Below are 21,846 nucleotides of genomic sequence, written 5' to 3'. Positions count from 1 at the left end.
TGTACTCGCTCGTCTCTAGGTGTTGGATAGTGCACGCATCAGGTCGACAAGCCCCGCGCCCTGAAAGAACTCGTGACGCCCCAAGTCGACGGCCGACTTCAGGAAGATGTCCTTGACCTCTTGTGGTTTACCCACGAACTCCGTGCGAGCCGACAAAAATGCGGCGATCGCACCCGACACATGTGCGGCGGCCATCGAGGTCCCGCTGTCTTCGATGTAGTTGGCGGCCCCCTCGGTGCCGTAGTCCTTCAACAGGTCAATGCCCTTGGCCATGAGACCGGTTGCCGCAGAGGTGATCCGCTCACCAGGGGCCACCAGGTCGGGTTTGCGTCGGCCATCGAGGGTCGGCCCCTTGGAGGAGTCGAACGTGACACCACTGGTATGCGGCCGGTACCGGTGGACCGAGCCGACGGTGATGGCGGTGGCAGCATTGCCGGGATCGGTGATGGTGGAGAGCTGGCCGTAGACATCGGCCGTCGTGCCCAAGATCGCGGCGCCCACACCGGCCGCCGCAGTGCCGGCCCCGAGGTTTCCGGCACTCACGACGCAGACCACCCCTGACCCGGTGAGCAGATCGAGCTCGCGGCACAGCGGGCTTTGGCCCGCCGCGTAATCCCTTGGCATCCATCCGCATCCCAGCGACAGATTCACGCCGTGGATCTGTAGATCGTTACCGTAGCTGTTGATCTCGCGCACATAGTTGAGGGCGTCGATGAGCACACTGGACAGGGTCTTGCCATCGTCGTCGAGGACCTTCAGGCTCACCAGGTTGGCGTGCGGCGCCACCCCGGATAGCCGCGACCCCTGCGCCAACACTCGCGGAACCCATTCCGGCAACCCCTCGGCGGTCGGTTGAGTGGACGCGATCCGGATGAGTTTCGGGTCGGTGGGGGATTCGCCCGCGATGATGCCGGCCACATGGGTGCCGTGCCCGTAGACGTCGACGAGCGGCCCCTTCGAGGCCTCCGGGGACAGCGTGAAATCTTTGTGCAGCGGCATCACCGAATCCGCGGTGAGGGTGCCGTTAGCGGCGAAATGGGGATGCTCGGCATCGATTCCCGAATCCAGCACGGCCCAAACGACTCCGGTCCCGCCGGAGCCATAGGTACGGATCGCCGCATCGGCCTTGATCGTGGTGAGCGAGCGGTCCAGATGCGCCTCCACCACCAGATCCGGCCACACCCGCCGGATCAGCTGCAGCGCTTGTTGTGCGCTTTTGGCGGTAGGGGACCTGGCGCCGCCACGGACCAGACGCTGGATTTCATCGGGGGTGAGCATGCACCGTACATAGTGGCGGCCGACGGGCGTTGGTGTGGGCGGCTCGTCGCGCAGTACCCGATGGAACATGTGCAGGAATTGGTCGCGCACATCGTCGGGGTCGACGCCCGCGCCGACGAGAAGCTCGATCAGCACCATCCTGCGATCGTCATCGTCGGTGACCAAGGCGTTGGCCTCGGCCGGCAGTGCCGTCTGCGGATCGGCCAGGACCATCGGGCTGATGACCGATGGCCGTTTGGGCCCGCGTGGCACGGGGCTGCTCATCGCACACCGAAGGGCATGAATCCGGTGGAACTCATCTGACGATTGTGAACCCAAACGTCCTTGTCGGTCATGAGTATTCGCCTACTCGGTCGATCTGCTGGCCCACACGGGCGTCCACGGTGCGAAAGGATTCGCAACACCGTCCAGGGCGGCGTCCAGGGACGGGAAGTGCCGGAGCAGCACCGAACGCATCGAGTTGTCCCTGACCCACGCGATGCCTTCCGGCGTGTAGATCTCGGGCCGGAAGTCGGTTGTGAAGAATCTGTCGCTCTCCAGCCGGCGGGACGCCATCAGCACGAAGATTCGAAAAGCGGTGTCGCTGAACCCAAATCCCTTCGGTTTGGGCTCCGCGTACAGCCCGACCATCAGATCCACTCGCTCGACATCGCCGTATATGGCCGCGAGCTCCTTGGCCACCACGGGGTCGTCGGTGAGCTCGCCGAACGAAGACACTGGCCGCAGACGCAGCATCCGCCGGAACTCGTTGTAACGGGGCACGCCCCGTTCACGGACCCGAAGAACGTCGATGGCGGCGAGGTCCAAAATGGATCCGTCCGGCCGCTCCAGACGTTGCAGATGACGCGGGAAGTTATGCAGAGTCAGCGCACCCGGATTGGCACGGCCGAACGAATAAATGATGTTCTCTATCGACGTCTCGCTGAAGCGGGTTCGCACATGTTGTACGGCCAGATCCGGTAATTCGTGTTCGGCGATCACGGAATCATCGGAGGCCGACCGCAGCACAAAACGATCGGGAATTAGCGGGTGCATGCGGTACACCGCGACAAATTCTTCTGTCAGCGAATATGGCACGTTATGCAGACTTGTGGGGGAGCCGGGTATACCGCGCAGCAGAGCGTTATGCGGCTGGCGCCGAAATAGGTTGCCTAGGCGCTCGCCCAGAATGCCGGACCAGTTGGAGTTCATCGCGAATACCGTGGTGGGGTGCCCGATTATGGCGGGAGTCCAGTCGATCGTGTGGATTTTCGCCATCAGCGCGGTGTTGACTAGGCGGGCCTTGTCGTACAGCTCCTGGTCGGACATTTCCGGATGACAGGCAGCCAGATGCTCGCAGATCGCGTTGTGTTCCCGCATGAACAGCGAATGCAGGATGGCCAGGCCGACCCAGAAGTTCACGGCCGTCTCTGATGTGCTGGCCAGCGCTTCGACATCAGCAGGCGGCAGGCCTTGTCCGTCCAGCCGTAGCGTGCCCCCGGACCCAGTGCGCAGCGCATCGGCGATGACGCGGGTGCCGCCGTAGACCTGCGATCCGTCCCACCAATGGGTGTCCTGCGTGACGAACGTCGGGGGACCGGACGCATCGGGGCATGGGTCGGGTGCGGTGCGGCGTATCTGCATCGGCCGTTGTGGCCACGGATCGTTCCCGTCGAGCGGAACCGTCCATGGCTCGGCTTCGACGGTGTTATGGCTGAACCAGTCGTGGACCTCGAATTGGATCCATGCCGCGGCCAGCACGTTCAGCGTCGTCGCCGGAATGAACTCGTCGCGGGTCAGCAGCCTGCGGCTGATCAGCCGCGGGTTCGGGTCCAGGAGTTGTTCGGAGGACTCGGGGAAGGTCTGGGCAAGGGGCGCGTTACGCCCGAACCGGCTGCCGACCGACCCCATCAGCGGATGTTCGAGGTTGTTGTAGGTGCCGTCCAACGTCCGGGCACTGCGGTAGGCGGCGTCCTCCGGCGGCGGTGATCCACCCGGCGCCCGCCCCGTATCGAACAGATTGTCGGCTCGCAGCGCGTTACGGAGCCCGATGAGCACTGCGATGCCGAATGCCGTGGGCAGGCGTGACCACCCGACCGACCGATCAATTCGTGTTGCAAGCCACGAGGCCAATGTGGTGGCTGATGTGGCGGGTCCACTCTTTTTCGCCATACCGTAATGCTGACAAATTCTGACGCGTCAGAACGTGAGTATTGCGCTACTCGATACCCACGAAATCGGATTTCCGATCGCACCGGGAATACCTCGTCAATTCACGCACATGGGCGCTGGCCGCAGCGCAGGATTGAGTAGTCGTGTACTCATGCGCGGCACCTCCGGCATTCACGACACTGAGAACGTCACCGTGTCCGATGGATATCGACCGTCCCGGACCACTAATACGGGAGGACCGGACCGCGATGGGCGCCACCGATGAATCGATCGAAGCGACGCGTACCTACCTTCGGTACAACGAGAACATGGACGCGGCACCTCCCGGCGAGGAGGAAGCCATCGACAAGATCGTCAAGGTGCTGCACAGGAACAATCAGCGGGCCTTCCGGAAGTATCGGCATGCCGTTCGTGATGCGCACGCGAAGAGCCACGGCATCTTGCGCGGGGAGCTGACGGTCTATCCGGACCTGCCACCGCACCTACGCCAGGGCATGTTCGCAACGCCCGGTAGTTATCCGATCATCTCCAGGTTGTCCACCACGTCTGGCCTGCTGCGCAGCGACCGGATCCGGGGCGTGCGGGGCCTGGGCATCAAGGTCCTGGGTGTGGCGGGCCCGCGGACGCTCCCCGATGACGAGGCCACCACCCAGGATTTCGTGTTGGTCACCCACCGCGAGTTCCTCTTCGCCGACGCGAAAGCATATCTACGGCGGGGGATGCCCACGGCCTGGTTGCTGGCACGGCTGCCGGACACCGCGCTGAGACTGGGTAGCAACCTTCTCGGCGGGGTGGCGAAACTGCTTCCACGCGTGGGACTCTCACTGCCGGAATCGGTGGCCGTGTTCGTTCGTCCCAACACCCACATCCTCGGTGACACGTTCTATTCCTCGGCGCCGCTGCGGTACGGAGAGTATGTGGCCAAGCTCAGTTACGTACCGCTCTCGAAGTCCGTGCGGGACCTCGAAGGGGTACTTCTGCCGGACGACATCGCCGACGACGAGTTCCGCCACCTGGTATCAGAGTTCTTCCGGCACAACAGTGCTGAGTACGAACTGAGGGCGCAACTGTGCACCGACGAGAAGACCATGCCCCTGGAAGATGCCACCGTCGCGTGGCCGGAAGGGGACTCCCCGCATCGGGGAATCGCCAAAATCGTCTTCCCCGTGCAAGATTCATATGGTGACAAGAGGCGGGTGTTCGGCGACGACGTACTGTCTTTCAATTCATGGCGCGCCCTGGCCGCGCATCGGCCATTGGGGTCGATCAACAGGTTGAAACTTCGGGTTTACGAGGCCTCCAGCAACTTTCGGCATGAGAAGAACGGTGTGTCGCGGATGGAGCCGGCCGGGGTTCAGGATCTACCGGACTGAGATGGTTGCGATGACACGTGCGATCACCAAACCAGCCGCGCCGGAGAAACCGGCCCCCGGACTGGCCCACGCAAACCGCCGTCGCGATCTAAACTCTTTTTCCATGTCGGGGAGCTGGCAGTTGCTCGACCGCCCAAACGAATTCGAGGCTGTCCGCGCGACGCTGTCGGACAGCCTGTCGTGCGGTGTGGTGCTGGTCGGCTCGGCGGGAGTGGGCAAGACCACCCTCGCGCGCACGGTCACCGACTCACTGGAATGCCAGGTTCGCTGGGTGGCGTGTACCGAGTCGTCGCGGAACATTCCGCTGGGCGTGTTCGCACACTGGATACAGACAACCGGATCGCGTGACCCGGCTGCGCTCATCGCTGCGGCGCGGGAATCCATTGTCGCGACGCCACATCCGATCATCGGGATCGACGATGCTCATCTGCTGGATGATCTGTCGGCGACTCTGCTGCATCAGATCGCGGTCGGCCATGCGGGCCGGCTGGTGGCCACCGTGCGTAGCGGCGAGCCCGTTCCCGATGCGGTCACCGCATTATGGAAGGACGATTACCTGCGCCGGTTCGAACTCGAGGCGTTCACCAAGCAGCAGAGTGTCGCCCTCGTGGAATCGGTGCTCGGCGGAGCCCTCGAAGGCCTGAGCGCCGACGTGATGTGGGAGTCATCCGGTGGAAATCCGCTGTTCCTGCGACATCTGGTGGAAGGGGCCGTCGAGGCCGGATCCCTCACCGCCGTCAACGGCGTGTGGCAACTGCGCGGTAACACGGTTGTCCCCTCGGGGCTGGCCGCGCTGCTCGGAGATCGCCTCGAACAGTTGGACGGCGACGTACTCAACGTGCTGAAACTGCTGTCCTTGTGTGAACCGCTCAATCTCGACACATTGTGCGAGATCGCCGGTGGCGATGCTCTGGACGGTGCCGAGCTCAGCGGCTTCGTCCGTGTCGAAGCCGACGGCCGGCGGATGAATGTGCGGTTCAGCCATCCGATGCTGGGCGAGGTGATCCGGCGCAGAGTGGGCACCGCATCGGCCCGGCGTCTGCGCGGTCAGCTGGTGCGGGCACTCCGCGAGCGTGACATCGACTCGGCTGCCAAGCGCATCCGGCTCGCGCAGCTGTCGGTCGGCAGCGACGAGGCCACGGACCCGGCCCTCCTGGTCTCCGCCGCGAAGGACGCGGTGTATCTGTCCAACCTGCCGGTGGGTGAGCATCTGGCGCGCTGCGCGGTGGAACGTGACGGAGGCCTGCGCGCGGCCGAGGTGCTCTCGCGCGCTCTGCTGTGGCAGGGCCGGCCCGAGGAAGCCGAGCAGGTGCTCGCCGAGTTCGATCCGGACCAGCTCGATGAACTCTCGCTGGTCCTGTGGGGCCTTCCGCTGGTGTCCATCGCGTTCTGGTCGATGGGCGATGTGCGGCGTGCACACGAGCTGATGGCACTGCTGCGTGAACGGGTGCAACATCCCGCCCTGAAACTGGTCGTCGACGCGACGGGGGCGGCGTTGGCCGTGCACGAGAACCAGTTCGACGAGGGGCTGGCGGCGGCGACGCTGGTGCTGTCGGATCCGGAGGCTCCCCGGCAGGCGGTGGAATTCGCGGCGTTCGGTATCGGGCTCGCGCTGCCCGTCGCTGGCCGCGGCGACGAGTTCGAGCCGATCGCCGCGAGGTGCCGTGCGCAGAAAAGATCCACCGACGGCATGATCGCGGTGATGGTGCGTTACTGCGATGTGCTGGCACTTGTCTACACGGGGCAGCTCCGGCTGGCCGACCGCCGGGTCACGGAATACACCGAGTTCTCCTCGGCCGGGCAGTTTCTGGCGTGGGCGATAGCGCGCATCATGGCCGGTTTGGTTGCCGTGCACCGTGGCGCCTTCCCGACGGCGATATCGTCGATCGAACAGGCGCTGGCCGCGCTCAATGCCGAGAAGCCACTGCCTTGGCAGCTGCCCGCACGGCTATTGCTGGCCCGCGCCTACGCCGCACTCGGCAAGGTCGAAGATGCCGAGCGCGTGCTGACTGAATCCGGAGAACACTCAGGACAGTTCGTCGCATTGCACGACCCCCAGCTGTTGATCGCGAAATCCTGGCTTGCGGCCGCGCGCGGTGCAGACCGGTCGGCGGTCGATATCGCCCGGCGCGCGGCCGACGCCGCACACACCGCGGGCCAATACGCGGTGGAGGCCGAGGCCCTGCACCATGCGGCGCGGTTCGGTGACCGGACCGTGGGTCGCCGCATCGGGTCGCTCGTCCCGCGCGTGCATGGTCCGCTGGTGCAGCTGTATGCGCGGCATGCGGTCGCCGTCGGTGCCTCCGATGCCGCGGCGCTGGATGTGGTGAGTGGTGAGTTCGAGAACGCGGGCCTGCTGCTCTCAGCCGCGGATGCCGCAGCGCAGGCGGTGGCGTTACGCGGTCGCGATGGAGACCGGAGCAAGAGCGCCGAATCCGCTGCGCGTGCACTGCGGATCGCAGGTCAATGCGGTGGTGCCGCTACGCCCGCGATCCGGGCCGCCGCGCGCCCGCTGCCGGTCACCGCACGTGAACGTGAGATCGCGGCGCTCATCGGTGAGGGGTTGTGCAATCGCGAGATCGCCGAGCGCCTCACGCTGTCGGTGCGGACCATCGAGGGCCACATCTACCGGGCGTGCATCAAACTCGATGTCGCAGACCGTGATCAGCTTGCCAAGATCGTGTGGAGCGACCTGGCGAACCCGCAGGAATAGGCGTACCGCCCGTTGCCCGCGGCGGTTCATTCGTCGGCGGCGTTCTCCGCATCCGGTGGCTGCAGAACGGTGCGTTCGTGCACCAAGTACCCGGATGCGACGGAGAAGAGGACGGTGATGGCCGAGCCGACGTCTCCGGGTATCTCGACATTGAACTTGCCGAGGACGAAGACCAGCACGACCGAGATCGCGCCGGCGGTGCCACTGGCCGCAACCTTGGTCGTGGGTATCGGTGACGGCTGCCGGATTGCTTGTCGTTCAAGCGTTGTCATGATCGGCTCCCTTGGGTGATGGGTCTGCTGAAACGGTAGGTCTCGCGGGCCGGTACCCGCACGAGTAGCGGGCTACTTCGTTCCTGGCGGGCGATGAGATGACGCGCTGCGGCCTCGCCGGGGCGGCACCGACCGCGCCCAAATGCAGGTAGTGGATCACTCGTTCGAAATCGCGCGACGCTGCCGACCATTGCTGGTAGCCGAGCTAGTGCGTCTATCTCCCGTTGGGCGTCTACGGCTTCCCATCACGTACGTCAGGAAAGGACGGACCTGGAAATGACTAACACCGACTCGCAGATCTACACAGGAAGACAAGTGGTTGTCTTCGCACCGGCAACGGCGCGCGGAAACAACGTCACCACGCTTGCAGGTATCGCGGGGATCTCGAACATCGTACACAGCAGCGATTTTGAGAATCAAGCGATGGATATCAGCGCCGTCGTCGACGCCGATGCCACGGTGTTCGACGAGCTCGGTCTGGCCGTCGTGGATTCCGACCCGGAGCAGACCATGGCACTTCAGGCCGCGGCGTCGGCCGGCGGCACGGTGTTATCCGTGGAACCGGAGCTGATCCATCACGCACTCACGGTCACCTCCGCCGAATATCTCAGCGGCTACCAGCATGGTGTCTCCGACCTCTTCGCGCGGTTGCAGGCCGACACCGCGACCGTCGAAGAACTCGCCGCTGCCTATGCCGATAACGACTCGTCGACGTGGGGCCTGCAGGCCACGAGAACAGACACGAGTTCAAAGACCGGCCGCGGGGTTCGGGTGGCGGTGCTGGACACGGGCTTCGACGCCGCACATCCGGACTTCAAGAAGCGTCACGTGACCATGCAGTCGTTCATCGACGGCGAGAGCGCCGACGATGGGCATGGGCACGGCACACACTGCATCGGTACCTCGTGCGGACCGCGATCCCCGCGGGGGAGTCGTCGTTACGGAGCGGCGACCGAGGCCGAGATCTTCGCGGGCAAGGTGCTGAGTAACGCCGGGTCGGGGGCCGACGGCGGTATTCTCGCGGGCATCAACTGGGCGGTGGCCAACAACTGCGCCGTCATCTCGATGTCGTTGGGCGCCAACGTCGATAAGACGTCCCTCGCCTATGAGACGGTGGGTCAGCGTGCGCTGGACCGTGGTTCGCTGATTATCGCCGCGGCGGGGAACAACGCCAACCGCAGGATCGGAAACTACGGCTTCGTCGGCGTGCCCGCGAACAGCCGGTCGATCATGGCCATCGCCGCGGTGGATTCGTCCTTGAACCCGGGCTGGTTCTCGGCGCGTTCGAGCACCAAGACGAAGGCTGCCGGCCGCATCGACCTCGCCGGACCGGGTGTCGATGTGTACTCCTCGTGGCCGATGCCGAAGCGCTACAACTCGATCAGCGGAACCAGCATGGCCACGCCCCATGTGTCCGGTATCGCGGCGCTCTGGTGCGAGGCCACGGGGCTCACCGGCCGGCAGCTCTGGGCGGTGCTGTTGCAGCACGCGGCACCGCTCAACGTTCCGGCCGTGGATGTGGGTGCCGGGCTAGTACAGGCCCCACAGTGACGGCGCAGCGGGTCACCGTGACGATCGAAGAGCGTGATTTCGACGGCACGGTGGCCGCGTTGCGGGCCGCCGGCATGGCCGGTATGCAGGTGCACCGCGAGATCGGCGTGGTATCCGGTGATATCGCGAATGCCGCTGCGCTGGTGGATATCCCCGGAGTAATGGTGGTGGAACCCGAGGGGCGGACGCATATCGCCCCGCCCAATGCGGGTATCCAGTAACGGGTCACCTAAGCCGGTGGGGGCGGTGCGACAGCGCACCGCCCCCACCGGGTGTCTACTAGCCGGCCAGCCGGCGCGCGCCCAGCGCACCGACACCGCGGTGGGTGACACGGCGGATCAGTGCCCGGCGCTGGGCACCGATCGATACCGGGATGGCACTGACGGTGGCAGGCCCCGGGCGGGCGTCGTCACATTCCAGATAGGTCGCGGCAACACCGGGAAGGGCCAGCAGATGTTCGGCGAGCCGCTCGAACTCGGGGCAGGCAGGCGCGGTGACCACGAAGATGGACCGTAGCTCGGGCGGTACACCCGCGGCATTGGCGTGAAGGGGTGCGACCGTGTGCCCGGCCACCCGAATAGCCTCGAAAATCGGTGTGGCCGAATTGATTGCACCCGGATGCTCACGAAGGTCATGTGCGGGGCCGGCCTCGACCAGGATGAGCAGGCTGACGTCCGGCGAGACGCTGTACGGGGCAGTTCGCGTAATCATTTCGACTCCTCCCGGCACGGGATGTGTGGCTCGGTTTCGTTGTGTAAAAGCGGTACACAACGATCCTGATCCGACACGGTCCCGATGACGCGAGTAGCGAGGTACCCCATACGAAGGCATCACGCGTGGTGGGCATCACCCCGATGGTGCTGTCTACAGCAGCCGTTGACGCGCGGCAACGAGCACCGAACAGTGCGTGCGACCCAGCACGCCGCATCCGTTGGGGCCGACCAACTCCTGCACGTGTGCCGCATCGCCGGCTCCGAGAACCACCAGCTGTACGGAATGCCCGTGGCGTACCAGGTAATCCAGCGTGCCGCCCACCGGATCGAGTACACGGATGTCCAGGTCGGAGTGCCGCACCCGTATCGGCGCCAGGCGTCGCTCCAGCAGGACGGACGCCACCTGACGGTCGCCGCGTGCCAAGGTGGCGACCCGATGCCCGAAGAGAGGCATCGGGCGATGGCGCAGCAGGACGCGCATCGGTGCGCGGCGCAGCCGTGCCTCGTGCGCCGCGAGTTCCAACGAGGCCACCGACTCGTGGGTCTCGTCGACCTCCACCACCACCACTGAGGGCTCCGCACCGGCCGGTACCTGGCCATCACGGATCACCGCGACCGGGCAGCGCACCGACCGGAGAACTTCCGCAGCAGTGGATCCGACTTTCCTGGTGTCGGAACCGCTGATGCCGATTGCGCCCACGCACAACATGAGGGCGTTGCGTGAGGCGTCCAGCAGCACGTCCGCTACCCGTCCGTGCCGGATATCGACGTGAACCTTCACTGGCTTTCGCGTCGACCCGATCTCGCGGACGGCATGCCGTAGTGCCATCCCGGCGGTGCTTGGCTCGTTGTCGAACTCCGGGAACTCCGGCTGGGGAGCCACGTGGACCAGACGCAGCGGTACGTCACGGTGCAGTGCCTCATCGACCGCCCATAACGCGGCCCGAACCGCGGATCGTGAACCATCGATGCCGACGACCACCGCGGACTGGGAGGTGGGGATCTCGCTCATGGCACTGCCCTAGCCGCGGATCTCGAACACATCGGCAAGCGATCGCCGGGGCGTCGGGGGCGGGACGCGACCGAAGGTCGGAGCCAGGCCAACCCGGATCAATGCCTGCGGGTGCGCTCGCCCGATGGTGGCGCCGACGACCTCGCGACTGGCGGTCAGTTCCAGCATGTGCGTGATGGTGCAGGTCGCCATCCCGGCCAGGGTCGCTTCCAGCAGCACCTCGGACAGCAGCTCGCCGCAGCGCAGCAGGTGTTTTGGGGTGTCCCTGGCGGTGGAAAGCGCCAGGACCTTGGCCCGATCTTCCTGCAGGCCGGGCCGTGTGGTCCGTTCTGAGACGACCGGGAAGGTGCGGCCGATGTCGACGTGATCGCTCTCGCCGGCCGACACCAGCGCACTGCGCGGAATACCTTCTCTCAGCGTGAACGATGCTGTCCACCAATCGAGTTCGTTTTGGTAGGCTGAATCGTAGATACGCAGGGCATCGCTGAGTGCCGACGCGTCGGCCAGTCTCGGCCGCATCGCATCGTCGATCACATCCAGGATCACCGCCCGATCGGAGATCACCGAGTTCAACATCCGGGCGAACTGCGACCAGTTCGGCGGCGACTCGAACGGAAGGCGATCGGTGCGGCGCTGCAGGATCGCGTCCGCACGTCGACGATCACCCACCACCACGACGGATCTGGGCAAGAACGTGATGGCCGCGAGATGGTCGGGGTTGTCGGGGTCGGGGATCCGTTCCACCCGCGCCATCCAGCCCGCCGAGGCCATCGCTACCCGGAAATGGTCCAGAGCCGCACCGCAGCTGATGATCGCTTCGCGGCCCCTGTCGTCAGTTCTGTTCACGCAGCGCGAGCGGTCCAGGTATAGGTGCAAATCACCAGCCCCGGAGCCTGGGTCGACGATCCAGCGCCATGGCTGAGTGTTGTGCAAAGACGGTGCACGGCACGCAAGTTGGATCGCAGTCCGGACTACGTCGATGTGGACCATCGTCTTGGGCATGTCGGGCTCCGCTCACTGGTGGTGATATCGACTCTCGGTGACACATCTGGGCGCGGACAGGGCATTTGGTCACCGGCCACGGACCCGAAGTCCCCGGGTATGTGGCCCGGGAAACGCGGAGAGGGCCCTGGTGGGCGAGAACTGGTGACTTCCGACCCACAGATCAGGGGCACATGGCCGGATATCCGCGTCCCGCGCCCGGCAACGATGAAGTCATGCGCGCAATGCGATCGACCGCCAGCCCCACGTACGTCGGTGCAGAGATCCGTGAAACACACACGGGTATCGTCATTTTGGCTGGAGGGCGGGCATACAAACTCAAAAAACCCGTGGTCACCAACCTCCTCGACTTCAGCACCCTGGAGCTTCGCGAAAGGGCTTGTGCCCGCGAGGTGGCACTCAACAGCCGCATCTCAAGTGACAGCTACATCGGTGTCTCGCACCTCACCGATCCCGAGGGCGGGCCGGGCGAACCGGTCGTGGTGATGCGGCGCTACCCGGATGCCGCGCGATTGTCGGCGATGGCCAAGGCGGGCCGGGTCACCAAGTCGCATCTGGATGCGGTCGCGGAGGTGCTGGCGGCATTCCACAAGCGGGCCGATCGCAGCCCGTCGATCGACGAGGCCGGAGCGCTTGACGCTGTCGTCGACCGTTGGGAGGACACGCTGACCTCGTTGGAGAAGTACATCGGAACGGTGCTCGCCGCGGACGACGTGCGCATGGTCCGGACACTTGCGACACAGTTCATCTCCGGGCGGGCGGTGCTGTTCGCACAGCGCATCGCCGATCACAGGATCATCGACGGGCACGGTGATCTGATGGCCAGCGACGTCTTCTGCCTGCCCGATGGTCCGGTGATGCTCGATTGTCTGGAATTCGAGGACCGGCTGCGGCACGCGGACAGCCTCGACGATGCCGCATTCCTGGCCATGGATCTGGAATTCCTGGGACGGCGGGACCTGGGCGAGTACTTCATGAATCGCTACGTGGAACTATCCGCCGATCCCGCGCCGGAGCCGTTGCGACACTTCTACATCGCCTATCGATCTTTGGTCCGGGCCAAGGTTGATTGCACCCGGTTCGCCCAGGGGCAGCGCGCGGCCCTGGCCCGGGCCACCAAGCATGTGTCGATGGCGCTGAGCCACCTGAGTGCGGCAACGGTTCGGCTTGTGCTGGTCGGCGGTGGACCAGGCACGGGTAAGAGCACCTTGGCGCGCCGGATATCGGAAAATGTTGGTGCTCAGATTATCTCCACCGATGAGGTGCGCCATCAGTTGCATCGTCTGGGCGTGATATCCGGCGGAAAGGGGGTGCTCGACGCGGGGCTCTATTCCCCTGAGAACGTGGCCGCCGTGTACGACGCTGTGCTCCGCAGAGCGCGGGTATGCCTGGCCGGAGGACACACCGTCATCCTCGACGCGACCTGGCGCAATCCGCGACATCGGTTGCGGGCGCATCAGCTCGCATACGAAGCCGGAGCGCCGATGGTGGAGTTCTTGTGCATGGCGCCGCTGGTCACCGCCCAACATCGGGTGGCCGCCCGTCACGACGGAGTGTCGGACGCCAGCGGTGATATCGCGGCGGCGTTGAGTTCTGAGTTCGTCGGTGTGGACAACGGGTGGGGCGAGGCGCACGTGATCGATACCCGGTTACCGCTGGACCGGTCGACCGCCGAGGCCGAGGAACTGTGCCGGCAGGCGTTGTATGCCCCCGTGCCATGCCACCCCCGGTAGCGCACGCGAGCCGTCACTGATCTCGGTCATCGTCTGGCGCTGGCGGCAGCGACGTTGTCCACGATGGCCCGACAGAACGCCGGCAGGTCCTCCGGGGAGCGACTGGTGATGAGGTTGTGGTCGATGACCAGCTCCTCATCGAGGACATGGGCCCCGGCATTGCGCAGGTCCGTGCGGATACTGCGGTACGAGGTGACCGTTCTTCCTTGCAATACACCTGCCTCGGCAAGGGTCCACGGCCCATGGCAGATCGCGGCCACGGGCTTGCCGGATCGCACAAACGCACGCACGAAATCCACCGCATCCGCATCGGCGCGCAGTTTGTCGGGATTGACGGTGCCCCCGGGAAGCACCAGCGCGTCGTAGTCGTCCACGGATGCCGTGCCGACCTCGCGGTCGACGTGCAGCGTCCCAGCCGGCGCCAGATCGTGGTCACGCGCGGCAATCTCACCTGATCTGATCGAGAGCACTATTACGGTGCCACCGGCAGCCACGACCGAGTTACTTGGCTCCTCCAGCTCGACACGTTCGACTCCGTCGGCGGCCAGTATCGCGATCGTCCGATCCTGAAGAACAGCGGACATCGTCGTGTTCCTTTCGTTGGGCATCTCGTTGGGCATCACATTCGTGTACCCGGTGTGCGCCTGTTCATGCATGGACTGGGGATTTCGCTGTGCCGGCAGCCGGATAGCGCCTGCATGCATAAACCGCGTCAGAACGGGTACCCCGCCGGGGAGACGGTCGGAGGGGTGAGGCCCGGGGCTGGTCTTGTCGATCCAGCCTATGAGGAGAAGTAATGTCGACCATCGCATTTCAGGACCGGCTGTGTCGGTGACCGTTCCACTGAGTCATTCGGGTCGGGGCGAACGGCCGCGTCGCGCTGCGGCATACGAGCGGGCGGTCGTGGTGGTGCCCGCGCACAATGAAGTCGACAATCTGCCGAGCTGCCTGAGCGCCGTGGTCACTGCAGCGGCGTGTTTCCCGGCGCCGACCCTGACGGTCGTCGTTCTGGACGACTGCGATGACCAAAGCATACGTTTGGCGGGGAAGTACGGATCCGATGTGCATTTCATTGAGGTCCAGGCCCGTAATGTCGGGGCGGCCAGAGCGGCAGGCTTCGAGTATGCGCGGACGGTGTGCGCAGCAGCGGCTTCGGCGCAGCATCGGGTGTGGTACGCCACCACCGATGCCGACAGCCGGGTTGATGCCGATTGGCTTGTGCGCCAGACGGATTCGGGCGCGGACATGGTGCTCGGCGTTGTTCGCGTCGAGAACTGGCGGCAGACACCGGCGGGTGTGGTGCGCCGCTATCTGAATGCGTACCGCGCGAAGCGCAAGCCGGACGGCCATGGACATGTACACGGTGCGAACATGGGTTTTCGCGCCGACAAGTATTGGAAAGAAGGCGGATTCGCGCCGATCGGCAGCGGGGAGGATGTCGATCTTGCCCGGCGATTCGAACTGAGGAACTACCGGATACACCGTGATGAGGCGCTATCGGTCGAGACGTCAGCCCGTCGCGCGGGAAGAGCTCCCGAGGGATTCGCGGCGTACCTGCGGTCCTTCTCACGCCGCGAAGGCGCGGGATGACGGCCGATCTCGTGCGCCGGTGGCTGCACGCCGGTGAGCTGGCACTCCCGATGCCGGGAGCCGGACATACCGCCGCGCGGTGGTGGAAGCTTGCCGCGCTGACTCAACACGACGTGACCGCGGGACGGCTTGCCGAAGCGCACTGCGATGCCACGGCGATCCTGTGTGAGCTCGACGGCCCTGTTCCCGGCCCGGAACAGCTGTGGGGCGTGTGGGCGGCCGAGGCGCCGAACACGATGGTCACCGTCGCACAGCGGGACGGTGACTGCGTGCTGGATGGAACGAAGACTTGGTGTTCGGGTGCTGGTTCATGCACCCACGCCCTCATCACCGCCCGGCGAGAGGACAACGCGCGGGGACTCTATGCCGTTGACATGAGCCAGCCGGAGGCGACCGTGCTGCCGCAGATTTGGCAGAACGCGGGCATGCGCGAAAGCGATACGCGTTCAGTGCAACTGAGTGGCGCAATCGGCATACCCGTGGGCAGGCCTGGCCAGTATCTGGACCGGCCGGGCTTCTGGCACGGAGCCATGGGTGTGGCGGCCTGCTGGCTCGGCGGGGCACGCGGTGTGGCCGCACCCCTCTACCGGGCCGTGGCTGAGGCGCATCGCGGGTCTTCTGGTGATCCCCATGCACAAGCTCACCTCGGTGCGGTGGATGCCGCGCTCGCCGCGGCAGAGGCCATTCTCATGACGGCCGCCGCCTACGTCGACGCCGAACCTCACAGCGAACGTACCGAACTCATCGCACGCCGCGTCAGGGCTGTTGTGGAGCATGCTGTGGACCAGGCGATCGTGCGCACCGGCCGTGCGTTGGGGCCCGGGCCATTGGCGCTCGATGCCAGGCATGCCCAGCACGTTGCCGATCTCACCATGTACGTCCGGCAGAGCCATGCCGAGCGGGATCTCGCGGCCCTGGGCAGGGCGGTGGCCAGATGAGTGTCGCCAACGCCGGTAACTGCGAGCGGCTTGCCGAACGGCCGATTTCGGCCGGCGGTACGTCCCTTGCGGAGTGGCTCGCGTGGCCGCGTGAGTTTCCGATCCTGGATCTGGACGAGTGCCCGTTCCTGGTCCTGGTCGCGCCGCACCCCGACGACGAGACCTTGGGATTCGGCTGCACGGCAGCCATGTTGCGCGCACGGGGAGTCGACGTCGTCGTGGTGTCGGTGAGCGATGGCGGCGGCGCGTATCCGGATCTATCGCCCACGGAACGCTGTTGGCTGGAACGGGATCGCCATGCCGAATTACTTTGCGCTACAAATATTCTTGGTCTTGATCCTCCGGTGAGGCTCGGTCTGGCCGATGGTGCGATTTCCGAGAGGGAAGAGGAAATGGGCGGCCTCCTCGCCGAGATTCTCGATGCCGCGCCGCCTGGGGCCTGGTGTGCTGCTACGTGGCGTGGCGATGGTCATCCGGACCACGAGGCCGTCGGGCGCGCGTCTGCCACCGCCGCGGGCCGCACCGGTGCGCTACTGCTGGAGTACCCGGTCTGGATGTGGCATTGGGCCGTGCCGGGTGATAACGCGGTGCCATGGCACCGAATGTGCACGACACCTCGTGACCGTGCAGCATGCGGCTTAAAGCGGCAGGCTGCCAATGTTTTCCAGACACAGCTGCGTCCTCGGTGGCCGGGTGCGGAGGCGATACTGCCGTCGCACGTCGTCGATCGGCTCCTCACCCTTGGTGAGGCGGTGTTCCGCTGATGGGGCGGGTACCGGACACCTTCTTCGACGAGATGTACGTCATATCCGACGACCCGTGGCAGCTCGCACAGCGTTGGTATGAACAGAGGAAGTACGCGATCACCATGGCGATGCTGCCCCGGCTGCGCTATCGCCATGTCTTCGAACCCGGATGCTCAGTGGGGGTGCTCACCGAGCAGTTGGCGGCACGTTGCGAACGGGTCACCGCGATTGACCTAGTGGATTCGGCGCTCGAATCCGCGCGTGCGCGTATCACTCGGTGTGGGCTGTCGGATCGGGTGAGCTTTCATCGGCAGTCGTTGGATTCAAGTTGGCCTGCAGAAGATTTCGATCTAGTGGTGTTGTCAGAGGTTGCCTACTACCTCGATGCTGCCCTGTTGCGTGACGTGCTGGACCGTGAGCTAGGGCAGATGCCGGAAGGAACGACGGTTCTGGCCGCGCATTGGCGACATGCGGTGGCCGAGTATCCGTTGACGGGCGATGAGGCGAATCGGCTGATCGGTGCAACGGCCAGGCTGTACCAGGGCGCCGGTTACCGTGACGACGATGTCGCCATCGACGTGTTCGTAGTTGGCCAGGGGCCGTCGGTCGCGGCCGCGACCGGGGTGCCCGGAGCGGGCTTGTAGTTGCCATTGATGCTGTTGCGCCGGATCGCGGTTCTCGGCGAGAAAGATCGGGAGAGGGGCCTGTTTGGTTCTGGCATCCGGTGGGTAGTCCTGTTCTGACGCCACATAGCGAAGGAGCTGAATATGACCACGTTCACCATCCCTGGGCTTTCCGATGCGCAGGGTAGGAAGATCGCCGATCTGCTGCAAACACAGCTCAGCACCTACAACGACCTGCATCTCACGCTGAAACATGTGCACTGGAATGTAGTGGGCCCCAACTTCATCGGGGTACACGAGATGCTGGATCCGCAGGTCGAGCTGGTGCGTGGCTACGCCGATGAAGTCGCCGAGCGTATCGCCGCGTTGGGCCGGTCCCCGCAAGGCACGCCCGGCGCCATCCTGAAAGACCGTACCTGGGACGACTATTCGGTCGGCCGCGACACAGTGCAGGCTCATTTGGCGGCGCTGAACTTGGTATACGACGGCGTGATCGCGGACATCCGCACCGCAATCAAGACGCTCGACGATCTGGACCTCGTGTCGCAGGATCTGCTGATTGGCCACGCCGGCGAACTCGAGAAGTTCCAGTGGTTCGTGCGGGCGCACCTGGAGAACTCCGGCGGTCAGTTAGCCGGTGGAGACGCGAGCACCGAGAAGAAGGCTGCGGCTCAGGCCAAGAAGAAGGCGCCGGTCAAGTGACGGGCGCGGCCCGTATGGCCCGCATGTGGTGAAGGTTACTTCCCTTGCGGTTTAAGGGCACTGGATATGGGAAGCCCGCAAGTAGGGGTGGTGAGTACCGACTGCCGCGTGCCTACGTGGTGACAAGAGGAAAGGAAATGTATGTCTGACAAGAGTGGTCCCGAAGAAGGTATCGAGGGCGTCGTTGAGGGCGCAAAGGGCAAGATCAAGGAAGTCGCCGGTGCGGTAACGGGCCGCGACGACCTCAAGCGGGAAGGCCAGGCGCAGCAGGACAAGGCTGATTCCCAGCGTGAGGCCGCGAAGAAGGAAGCGGAGGCCGAAGCCGCGCGTAAAGCCGCGGACGCCAATGAGGCGCGCGAAAAGGCCCAGCGGTAGCTACCGATCGACAGCGGCCCGTCCCCAGTGCGGGGGACGGGCCGCTGACTGGTTTACGCTCCCGGGCGCAGGTTTAGGACTTCTGGTGAGGGGGAATCGCCTACCGGACATGGTTCTACTACGGAGGTGAATGTTGTGCCGAACTCGTCGATCAAGAACGAGAAAATGTACAAGGAACTACGGAAACAAGGTGATTCCAAGGAAAAGTCGGCAAGGATCTCCAATTCGGCCGCTGCCCGTGGAAGCTCCGCGGTAGGGCGCAAGGGCGGTAAGTCGGGTTCCTACGATGACTGGACCGTGGTCGAGCTTCGCAAGCGCGCCAAGGAACTTGGATTGTCGGGCTATTCGCGGCTGGCCAAGAGCGAACTGATTGGCAAGCTGCGCAACCATTGAGCCGCGGGCGGTGAAATCACCGGGCGGCCGTGGGTGCGGGCCTACCCTCGGCGATGAGTTGTCTGCCGAGTTCGTAATCATCGTCAGCGTTATAGGTAAGCACCGCGACCGTCGTAGCGTTGGCTTCGTACCAAACGGTGAATCCCTCGGTGCTACTGATCATCCGGCTATCTTCGTAGCCGTCGCCCCAGGCGTGGTACTTCACCGTGGCCTCCCCAATGGTGGTCCAAAACCCCGGTACCGCATCCCAGATAGCCTCATGGCCCGCAGCGGAGGCTCCCGCAACCGAGCCCTGGTCGATCGCGTCCTGCCAGTGTTCCACCGTCAGATATCGCCCGGCGATGGCGTTCCATGCACGGGCGACATCTCCGGCGGCGTAGACCCCGCTCGCGGACGTGCGCATGTCGGCGCCGACGACGATTCGCGAATCCTCCACCCGTATACCGGCTTTAGCGGCGAGGCGGCTTTGTGGTGTGACACCCGTGGCGGCAAGAGTGAGATCGCCAGCGACGGTGACACCAGTGTTGAGCCTTACACCCTTCTCGGTGATTTCCTCGACCTCCACCCCGCCGATGTAATGCACCCCTGCCGCGGTCACCAGGTCGCGCAGGCGCTCGCCGGCCTCTCTGCCAAGCCGCGTTTCTTGAGGAAGGGATTCGGGTGCAACCAAAGTCACCGACACACCGCGTAGCGACAGGGATGCCGCGGCTTCGCAGCCGATGAACCCGGCGCCGACAACGACCGCGGCGTCAGCGGTGTCCGCTGCGTCCCGCAGCACGGTGGCGTCGGTCAATGAGCGCAGCAGCAGAGCGTGGTGCCCACCCGGTACGGACAAGGGGGAGGGTGCCGCGCCGGGCGCAAGGATGAGGCTGCGGAAGTCATAGCGCTGCTCGCCCGCGTACACAGCACGGTCATCGACGTCGATGCGGTCTATCGCTGTACTGCTGATGAGTTCGATCGCGCGCTCGTCGTACCAAGACGGGGGATGCAGGATGACGTCATCTGTCTGTCTCCGCAGATACTGCTTGCTCAGCGGCGGACGTTCATAGGGGGAGTCGGGGTCTGCGGTGAGTATCTGCACCGGTGCGCTCGCGTTGTGCTCGCGGAATGACTCCGCTGCCGCGACGCCTGCCGGGCCACTACCGGCGATGATCAGGCCTGGTTCACTCATGGCCCCCGGATACCCGCATTGGTGTCTCTCACACGGGTGATGCGCGACCGAAAGTAGACGGGTCTGTGCCCCGGTAGAGCCGTTTTGGTTCCGCCGACGTCAACGGGTACCCTCGTGAGGGCTTTATGCCCCCTTAGCTCAGTCGGTAGAGCGTTTCCATGGTAAGGAAAAGGTCAACGGTTCGATTCCGTTAGGGGGCTCGGTAGACGGCAGGCGGAAACGCCGGCTCTGTCTGCGGGGCGGTGTAGCTCAGCTGGTTAGAGCGCACGACTCATAATCGTGAGGTCGGGAGATCGAGCCTCCCCACCGCTACCACCCGAACATAGAGACAACGAACGAAAGAGGGCAACTGCAGTGGCCTCCAGCACAGACGTCCGGCCCAAGGTCACCTTGGCATGTGAGACGTGCAAGCACCGTAACTACATCACCAAGAAGAACCGGCGTAACGACCCTGACCGGCTGGAACTGAAGAAGTTCTGCCCGAACTGCGGATCGCACCAGCCTCACAAAGAGTCGCGCTAGCCGGTGGTTCTCGTGTCGCTGAAACGCGACACGAATAGGCAAGCCTTACTTGGTATCGATCAACATCAGTAGGTAGGTTCCGCCCCGTGGCTTTATCGCAAGATCTTGTCGGAACTCACTACCGATACCCCGATCACTATGTGGTCGAGCGGGAGAAGATTCGCGAGCACGCCGACGCGGTGAAGAGCGACCACCCCGCTCATCACGAAGAGGCCGCCGCTGCGGCTCTTGGCTACGGCTCGTTGGTCGCTACGCCGACCTTCCTCTGCATCTTCGGATATACCGCTCAGGCGGCCTTCTTCGAGCATGCGAACATCGGGATCAGGGACGAGAAGATCGTCCAGGTCGACCAGGAGCTCAGAATCCTGCGCCCGATCACTGCCGGAGACAAGCTGTCTTGCGATGTGTACCTCGACTCGATCCGGCGCTCGTTCGGTGCCGACATCATCGTCACCAAGAGCCTCATCACCAATGACAAGGGTGAGCTGGTGCAGGAGCTGATCACGACTCTTGCCGGGCGCACTGCAGAAGACGGAGAAGAAGGCGGGTTCAACTGATGGCATTGCGTGAATTCAGTTCGGTCAGCGTGGGAGATCAGCTGCCGGAGAAGATGATTCCGCTGACCCGGCAGGATCTTGTGAACTACGCCGGTGTTTCCGGCGACCTCAACCCCATCCACTGGGACGACGAGACCGCCAAGCTGGTGGGACTCGAGGACGGCGCCATCGCGCACGGCATGCTGACCATGGGCCTGGGTGGCGGTTACGTCACCGAGTGGATCGGCGACCCGGCGGCGGTGACCGAGTACAACGTGCGTTTCACCAGCTTTGTCACTGTTCCTAATGACGGTGTGGGCGCGGAGATCGTCTTCAACGGTCGGGTGAAGTCGGTCGACGAGGACACCAAGTCGGTCACCATCGCGCTGACCGCCACCACCAACGGCAAGAAGATCTTCGGGCGCGCTATCGCGACTGCGACGCTGGCGTAG

At 64.6% G+C, this 21,846-nt stretch carries 21 protein-coding genes, 2 tRNA genes and 2 pseudogenes; 17 read left to right on the top strand and 8 right to left on the bottom strand.

Annotated features, from left to right (window positions below):
- Positions 1–15: 15 nt before the first annotated feature.
- Entirely contained in the window at positions 16–1,542 is a 1,527-nt protein-coding gene (locus AOT87_RS22265) for a S8 family peptidase (protein WP_057967412.1), read from the bottom strand.
- Positions 1,543–1,623: 81 nt separating this feature from the next.
- Complete coding sequence (locus AOT87_RS22260; protein ID WP_057967413.1) at positions 1,624–3,429, bottom strand: peroxidase family protein; 1,806 nt, start codon at positions 3,427–3,429, stop codon at positions 1,624–1,626.
- 248 nt (positions 3,430–3,677) lie between these two features.
- Between AOT87_RS22260 and AOT87_RS22255 the strand changes: the two genes are divergently transcribed.
- Together AOT87_RS22255 and AOT87_RS22250 are read left to right on the top strand one after the other, a co-directional pair.
- Positions 3,678–4,802, top strand: coding sequence for a catalase family protein (locus AOT87_RS22255; protein WP_057967414.1), 1,125 nt, complete (start codon positions 3,678–3,680; stop codon positions 4,800–4,802).
- 103 nt (positions 4,803–4,905) lie between these two features.
- Entirely contained in the window at positions 4,906–7,515 is a 2,610-nt protein-coding gene (locus AOT87_RS22250; RefSeq protein WP_057967506.1) for a LuxR family transcriptional regulator, read from the top strand.
- A gap of 74 nt (positions 7,516–7,589) precedes the next feature.
- On the opposite strand, the pseudogene AOT87_RS22245 reads toward AOT87_RS22250, so the two are convergent.
- A pseudogene (locus AOT87_RS22245) lies at positions 7,590–7,787 on the bottom strand (hypothetical protein); the annotation flags it as partial.
- Between the two features lie 276 nt (positions 7,788–8,063).
- On the opposite strand from AOT87_RS22245, the gene AOT87_RS22240 reads away from it, so the two are divergent.
- Together AOT87_RS22240 and AOT87_RS22235 are read left to right on the top strand one after the other, a co-directional pair.
- Entirely contained in the window at positions 8,064–9,338 is a 1,275-nt protein-coding gene (locus tag AOT87_RS22240; RefSeq protein WP_057967416.1) for a S8 family serine peptidase, read from the top strand.
- Positions 9,335–9,559 carry a hypothetical protein gene (locus tag AOT87_RS22235; RefSeq protein WP_044105109.1) on the top strand — a complete coding sequence of 75 codons (225 nt, stop codon included), beginning with the start codon at positions 9,335–9,337 and terminating at the stop codon, positions 9,557–9,559. Before AOT87_RS22240 ends, AOT87_RS22235 begins: the two co-directional genes overlap by 4 nt.
- A gap of 196 nt (positions 9,560–9,755) precedes the next feature.
- Here AOT87_RS22235 and AOT87_RS22230 read toward each other — a convergent pair.
- The 3 genes and pseudogenes from AOT87_RS22230 to AOT87_RS22220 form a co-directional block, all read right to left on the bottom strand.
- A pseudogene (locus AOT87_RS22230) lies at positions 9,756–10,049 on the bottom strand (hypothetical protein); the annotation flags it as partial.
- 153 nt (positions 10,050–10,202) lie between these two features.
- Entirely contained in the window at positions 10,203–11,063 is an 861-nt protein-coding gene (locus tag AOT87_RS22225; RefSeq protein WP_057967417.1) for a universal stress protein, read from the bottom strand.
- Between the two features lie 9 nt (positions 11,064–11,072).
- Positions 11,073–12,065, bottom strand: a complete 993-nt coding sequence (locus AOT87_RS22220; RefSeq protein ID WP_057967418.1) for a hypothetical protein — start codon at positions 12,063–12,065, stop codon at positions 11,073–11,075.
- 173 nt (positions 12,066–12,238) lie between these two features.
- On the opposite strand from AOT87_RS22220, the gene AOT87_RS22215 reads away from it, so the two are divergent.
- On the top strand, positions 12,239–13,798 hold the full coding sequence (locus tag AOT87_RS22215; RefSeq protein ID WP_057967419.1) for a bifunctional aminoglycoside phosphotransferase/ATP-binding protein: 1,560 nt from the start codon (positions 12,239–12,241) through the stop codon (positions 13,796–13,798).
- A gap of 26 nt (positions 13,799–13,824) precedes the next feature.
- On the opposite strand, the gene AOT87_RS22210 is transcribed toward AOT87_RS22215, so the two are convergent.
- Positions 13,825–14,382, bottom strand: coding sequence for a type 1 glutamine amidotransferase domain-containing protein (locus AOT87_RS22210; protein ID WP_057967507.1), 558 nt, complete (start codon positions 14,380–14,382; stop codon positions 13,825–13,827).
- A gap of 322 nt (positions 14,383–14,704) precedes the next feature.
- Here AOT87_RS22210 and AOT87_RS22205 point away from each other — a divergent pair, with 322 nt between their 5' ends.
- The 7 genes from AOT87_RS22205 to AOT87_RS22175 all read left to right on the top strand — a co-directional run bounded on the left by AOT87_RS22205 (position 14,705) and on the right by AOT87_RS22175 (position 19,165).
- Positions 14,705–15,388, top strand: coding sequence for a glycosyltransferase family 2 protein (locus tag AOT87_RS22205; protein WP_234795827.1), 684 nt, complete (start codon positions 14,705–14,707; stop codon positions 15,386–15,388).
- Positions 15,385–16,326 carry an acyl-CoA dehydrogenase family protein gene (locus AOT87_RS22200; protein ID WP_057967420.1) on the top strand — a complete coding sequence of 314 codons (942 nt, stop codon included), beginning with the start codon at positions 15,385–15,387 and terminating at the stop codon, positions 16,324–16,326. The genes AOT87_RS22205 and AOT87_RS22200 overlap by 4 nt, the downstream gene beginning before the upstream one ends.
- A complete protein-coding gene (locus tag AOT87_RS22195; protein ID WP_057967421.1) occupies positions 16,323–17,090 on the top strand; it encodes a PIG-L family deacetylase in 768 nt (255 codons plus the stop codon). Before AOT87_RS22200 ends, AOT87_RS22195 begins: the two co-directional genes overlap by 4 nt.
- Complete coding sequence (locus AOT87_RS22190) at positions 17,090–17,716, top strand: SAM-dependent methyltransferase (RefSeq protein ID WP_057967422.1); 627 nt, start codon at positions 17,090–17,092, stop codon at positions 17,714–17,716. The genes AOT87_RS22195 and AOT87_RS22190 overlap by 1 nt, the downstream gene beginning before the upstream one ends.
- A gap of 123 nt (positions 17,717–17,839) precedes the next feature.
- On the top strand, positions 17,840–18,397 hold the full coding sequence (locus tag AOT87_RS22185) for a DNA starvation/stationary phase protection protein (RefSeq protein ID WP_057967423.1): 558 nt from the start codon (positions 17,840–17,842) through the stop codon (positions 18,395–18,397).
- 141 nt (positions 18,398–18,538) lie between these two features.
- Entirely contained in the window at positions 18,539–18,772 is a 234-nt protein-coding gene (locus AOT87_RS22180) for a general stress protein CsbD (RefSeq protein WP_057967424.1), read from the top strand.
- 135 nt (positions 18,773–18,907) lie between these two features.
- The gene (locus AOT87_RS22175) at positions 18,908–19,165 is read left to right on the top strand and encodes a Rho termination factor N-terminal domain-containing protein (protein ID WP_057967509.1); all 258 of its coding nucleotides are present in this window, start codon (positions 18,908–18,910) and stop codon (positions 19,163–19,165) included.
- 16 nt (positions 19,166–19,181) lie between these two features.
- On the opposite strand, the gene AOT87_RS22170 is transcribed toward AOT87_RS22175, so the two are convergent.
- Positions 19,182–20,336: an FAD/NAD(P)-binding oxidoreductase gene (locus AOT87_RS22170; RefSeq protein ID WP_057967425.1), complete on the bottom strand. Its 1,155-nt coding sequence runs from the start codon at positions 20,334–20,336 to the stop codon at positions 19,182–19,184.
- A 127-nt stretch (positions 20,337–20,463) separates the two neighbouring features.
- Here AOT87_RS22170 and AOT87_RS22165 point away from each other — a divergent pair.
- The 5 genes from AOT87_RS22165 to hadB all read left to right on the top strand — a co-directional run bounded on the left by AOT87_RS22165 (position 20,464) and on the right by hadB (position 21,846).
- Positions 20,464–20,536, top strand: a tRNA-Thr gene (locus AOT87_RS22165).
- A 38-nt stretch (positions 20,537–20,574) separates the two neighbouring features.
- Positions 20,575–20,651, top strand: a tRNA-Met gene (locus AOT87_RS22160).
- 39 nt (positions 20,652–20,690) lie between these two features.
- The gene (rpmG, locus tag AOT87_RS22155) at positions 20,691–20,858 is read left to right on the top strand and encodes a 50S ribosomal protein L33 (protein ID WP_030096611.1); all 168 of its coding nucleotides are present in this window, start codon (positions 20,691–20,693) and stop codon (positions 20,856–20,858) included.
- Positions 20,859–20,944: 86 nt separating this feature from the next.
- Positions 20,945–21,415: a (3R)-hydroxyacyl-ACP dehydratase subunit HadA gene (hadA, locus tag AOT87_RS22150; protein ID WP_057967426.1), complete on the top strand. Its 471-nt coding sequence runs from the start codon at positions 20,945–20,947 to the stop codon at positions 21,413–21,415.
- Positions 21,415–21,846 (top strand): (3R)-hydroxyacyl-ACP dehydratase subunit HadB, encoded by a 432-nt coding sequence (gene hadB, locus AOT87_RS22145; protein WP_030096613.1) that lies wholly within the window; start codon positions 21,415–21,417, stop codon positions 21,844–21,846. Before hadA ends, hadB begins: the two co-directional genes overlap by 1 nt.

This window comes from Mycobacteroides sp. H003 (assembly GCF_001440135.1).
Lineage (GTDB): Bacteria > Actinomycetota > Actinomycetes > Mycobacteriales > Mycobacteriaceae > Mycobacterium > Mycobacterium gwanakae.
Note: the sequence above shows the minus strand (reverse complement) of the source record. Positions and strands in the feature narration are given on the sequence as shown.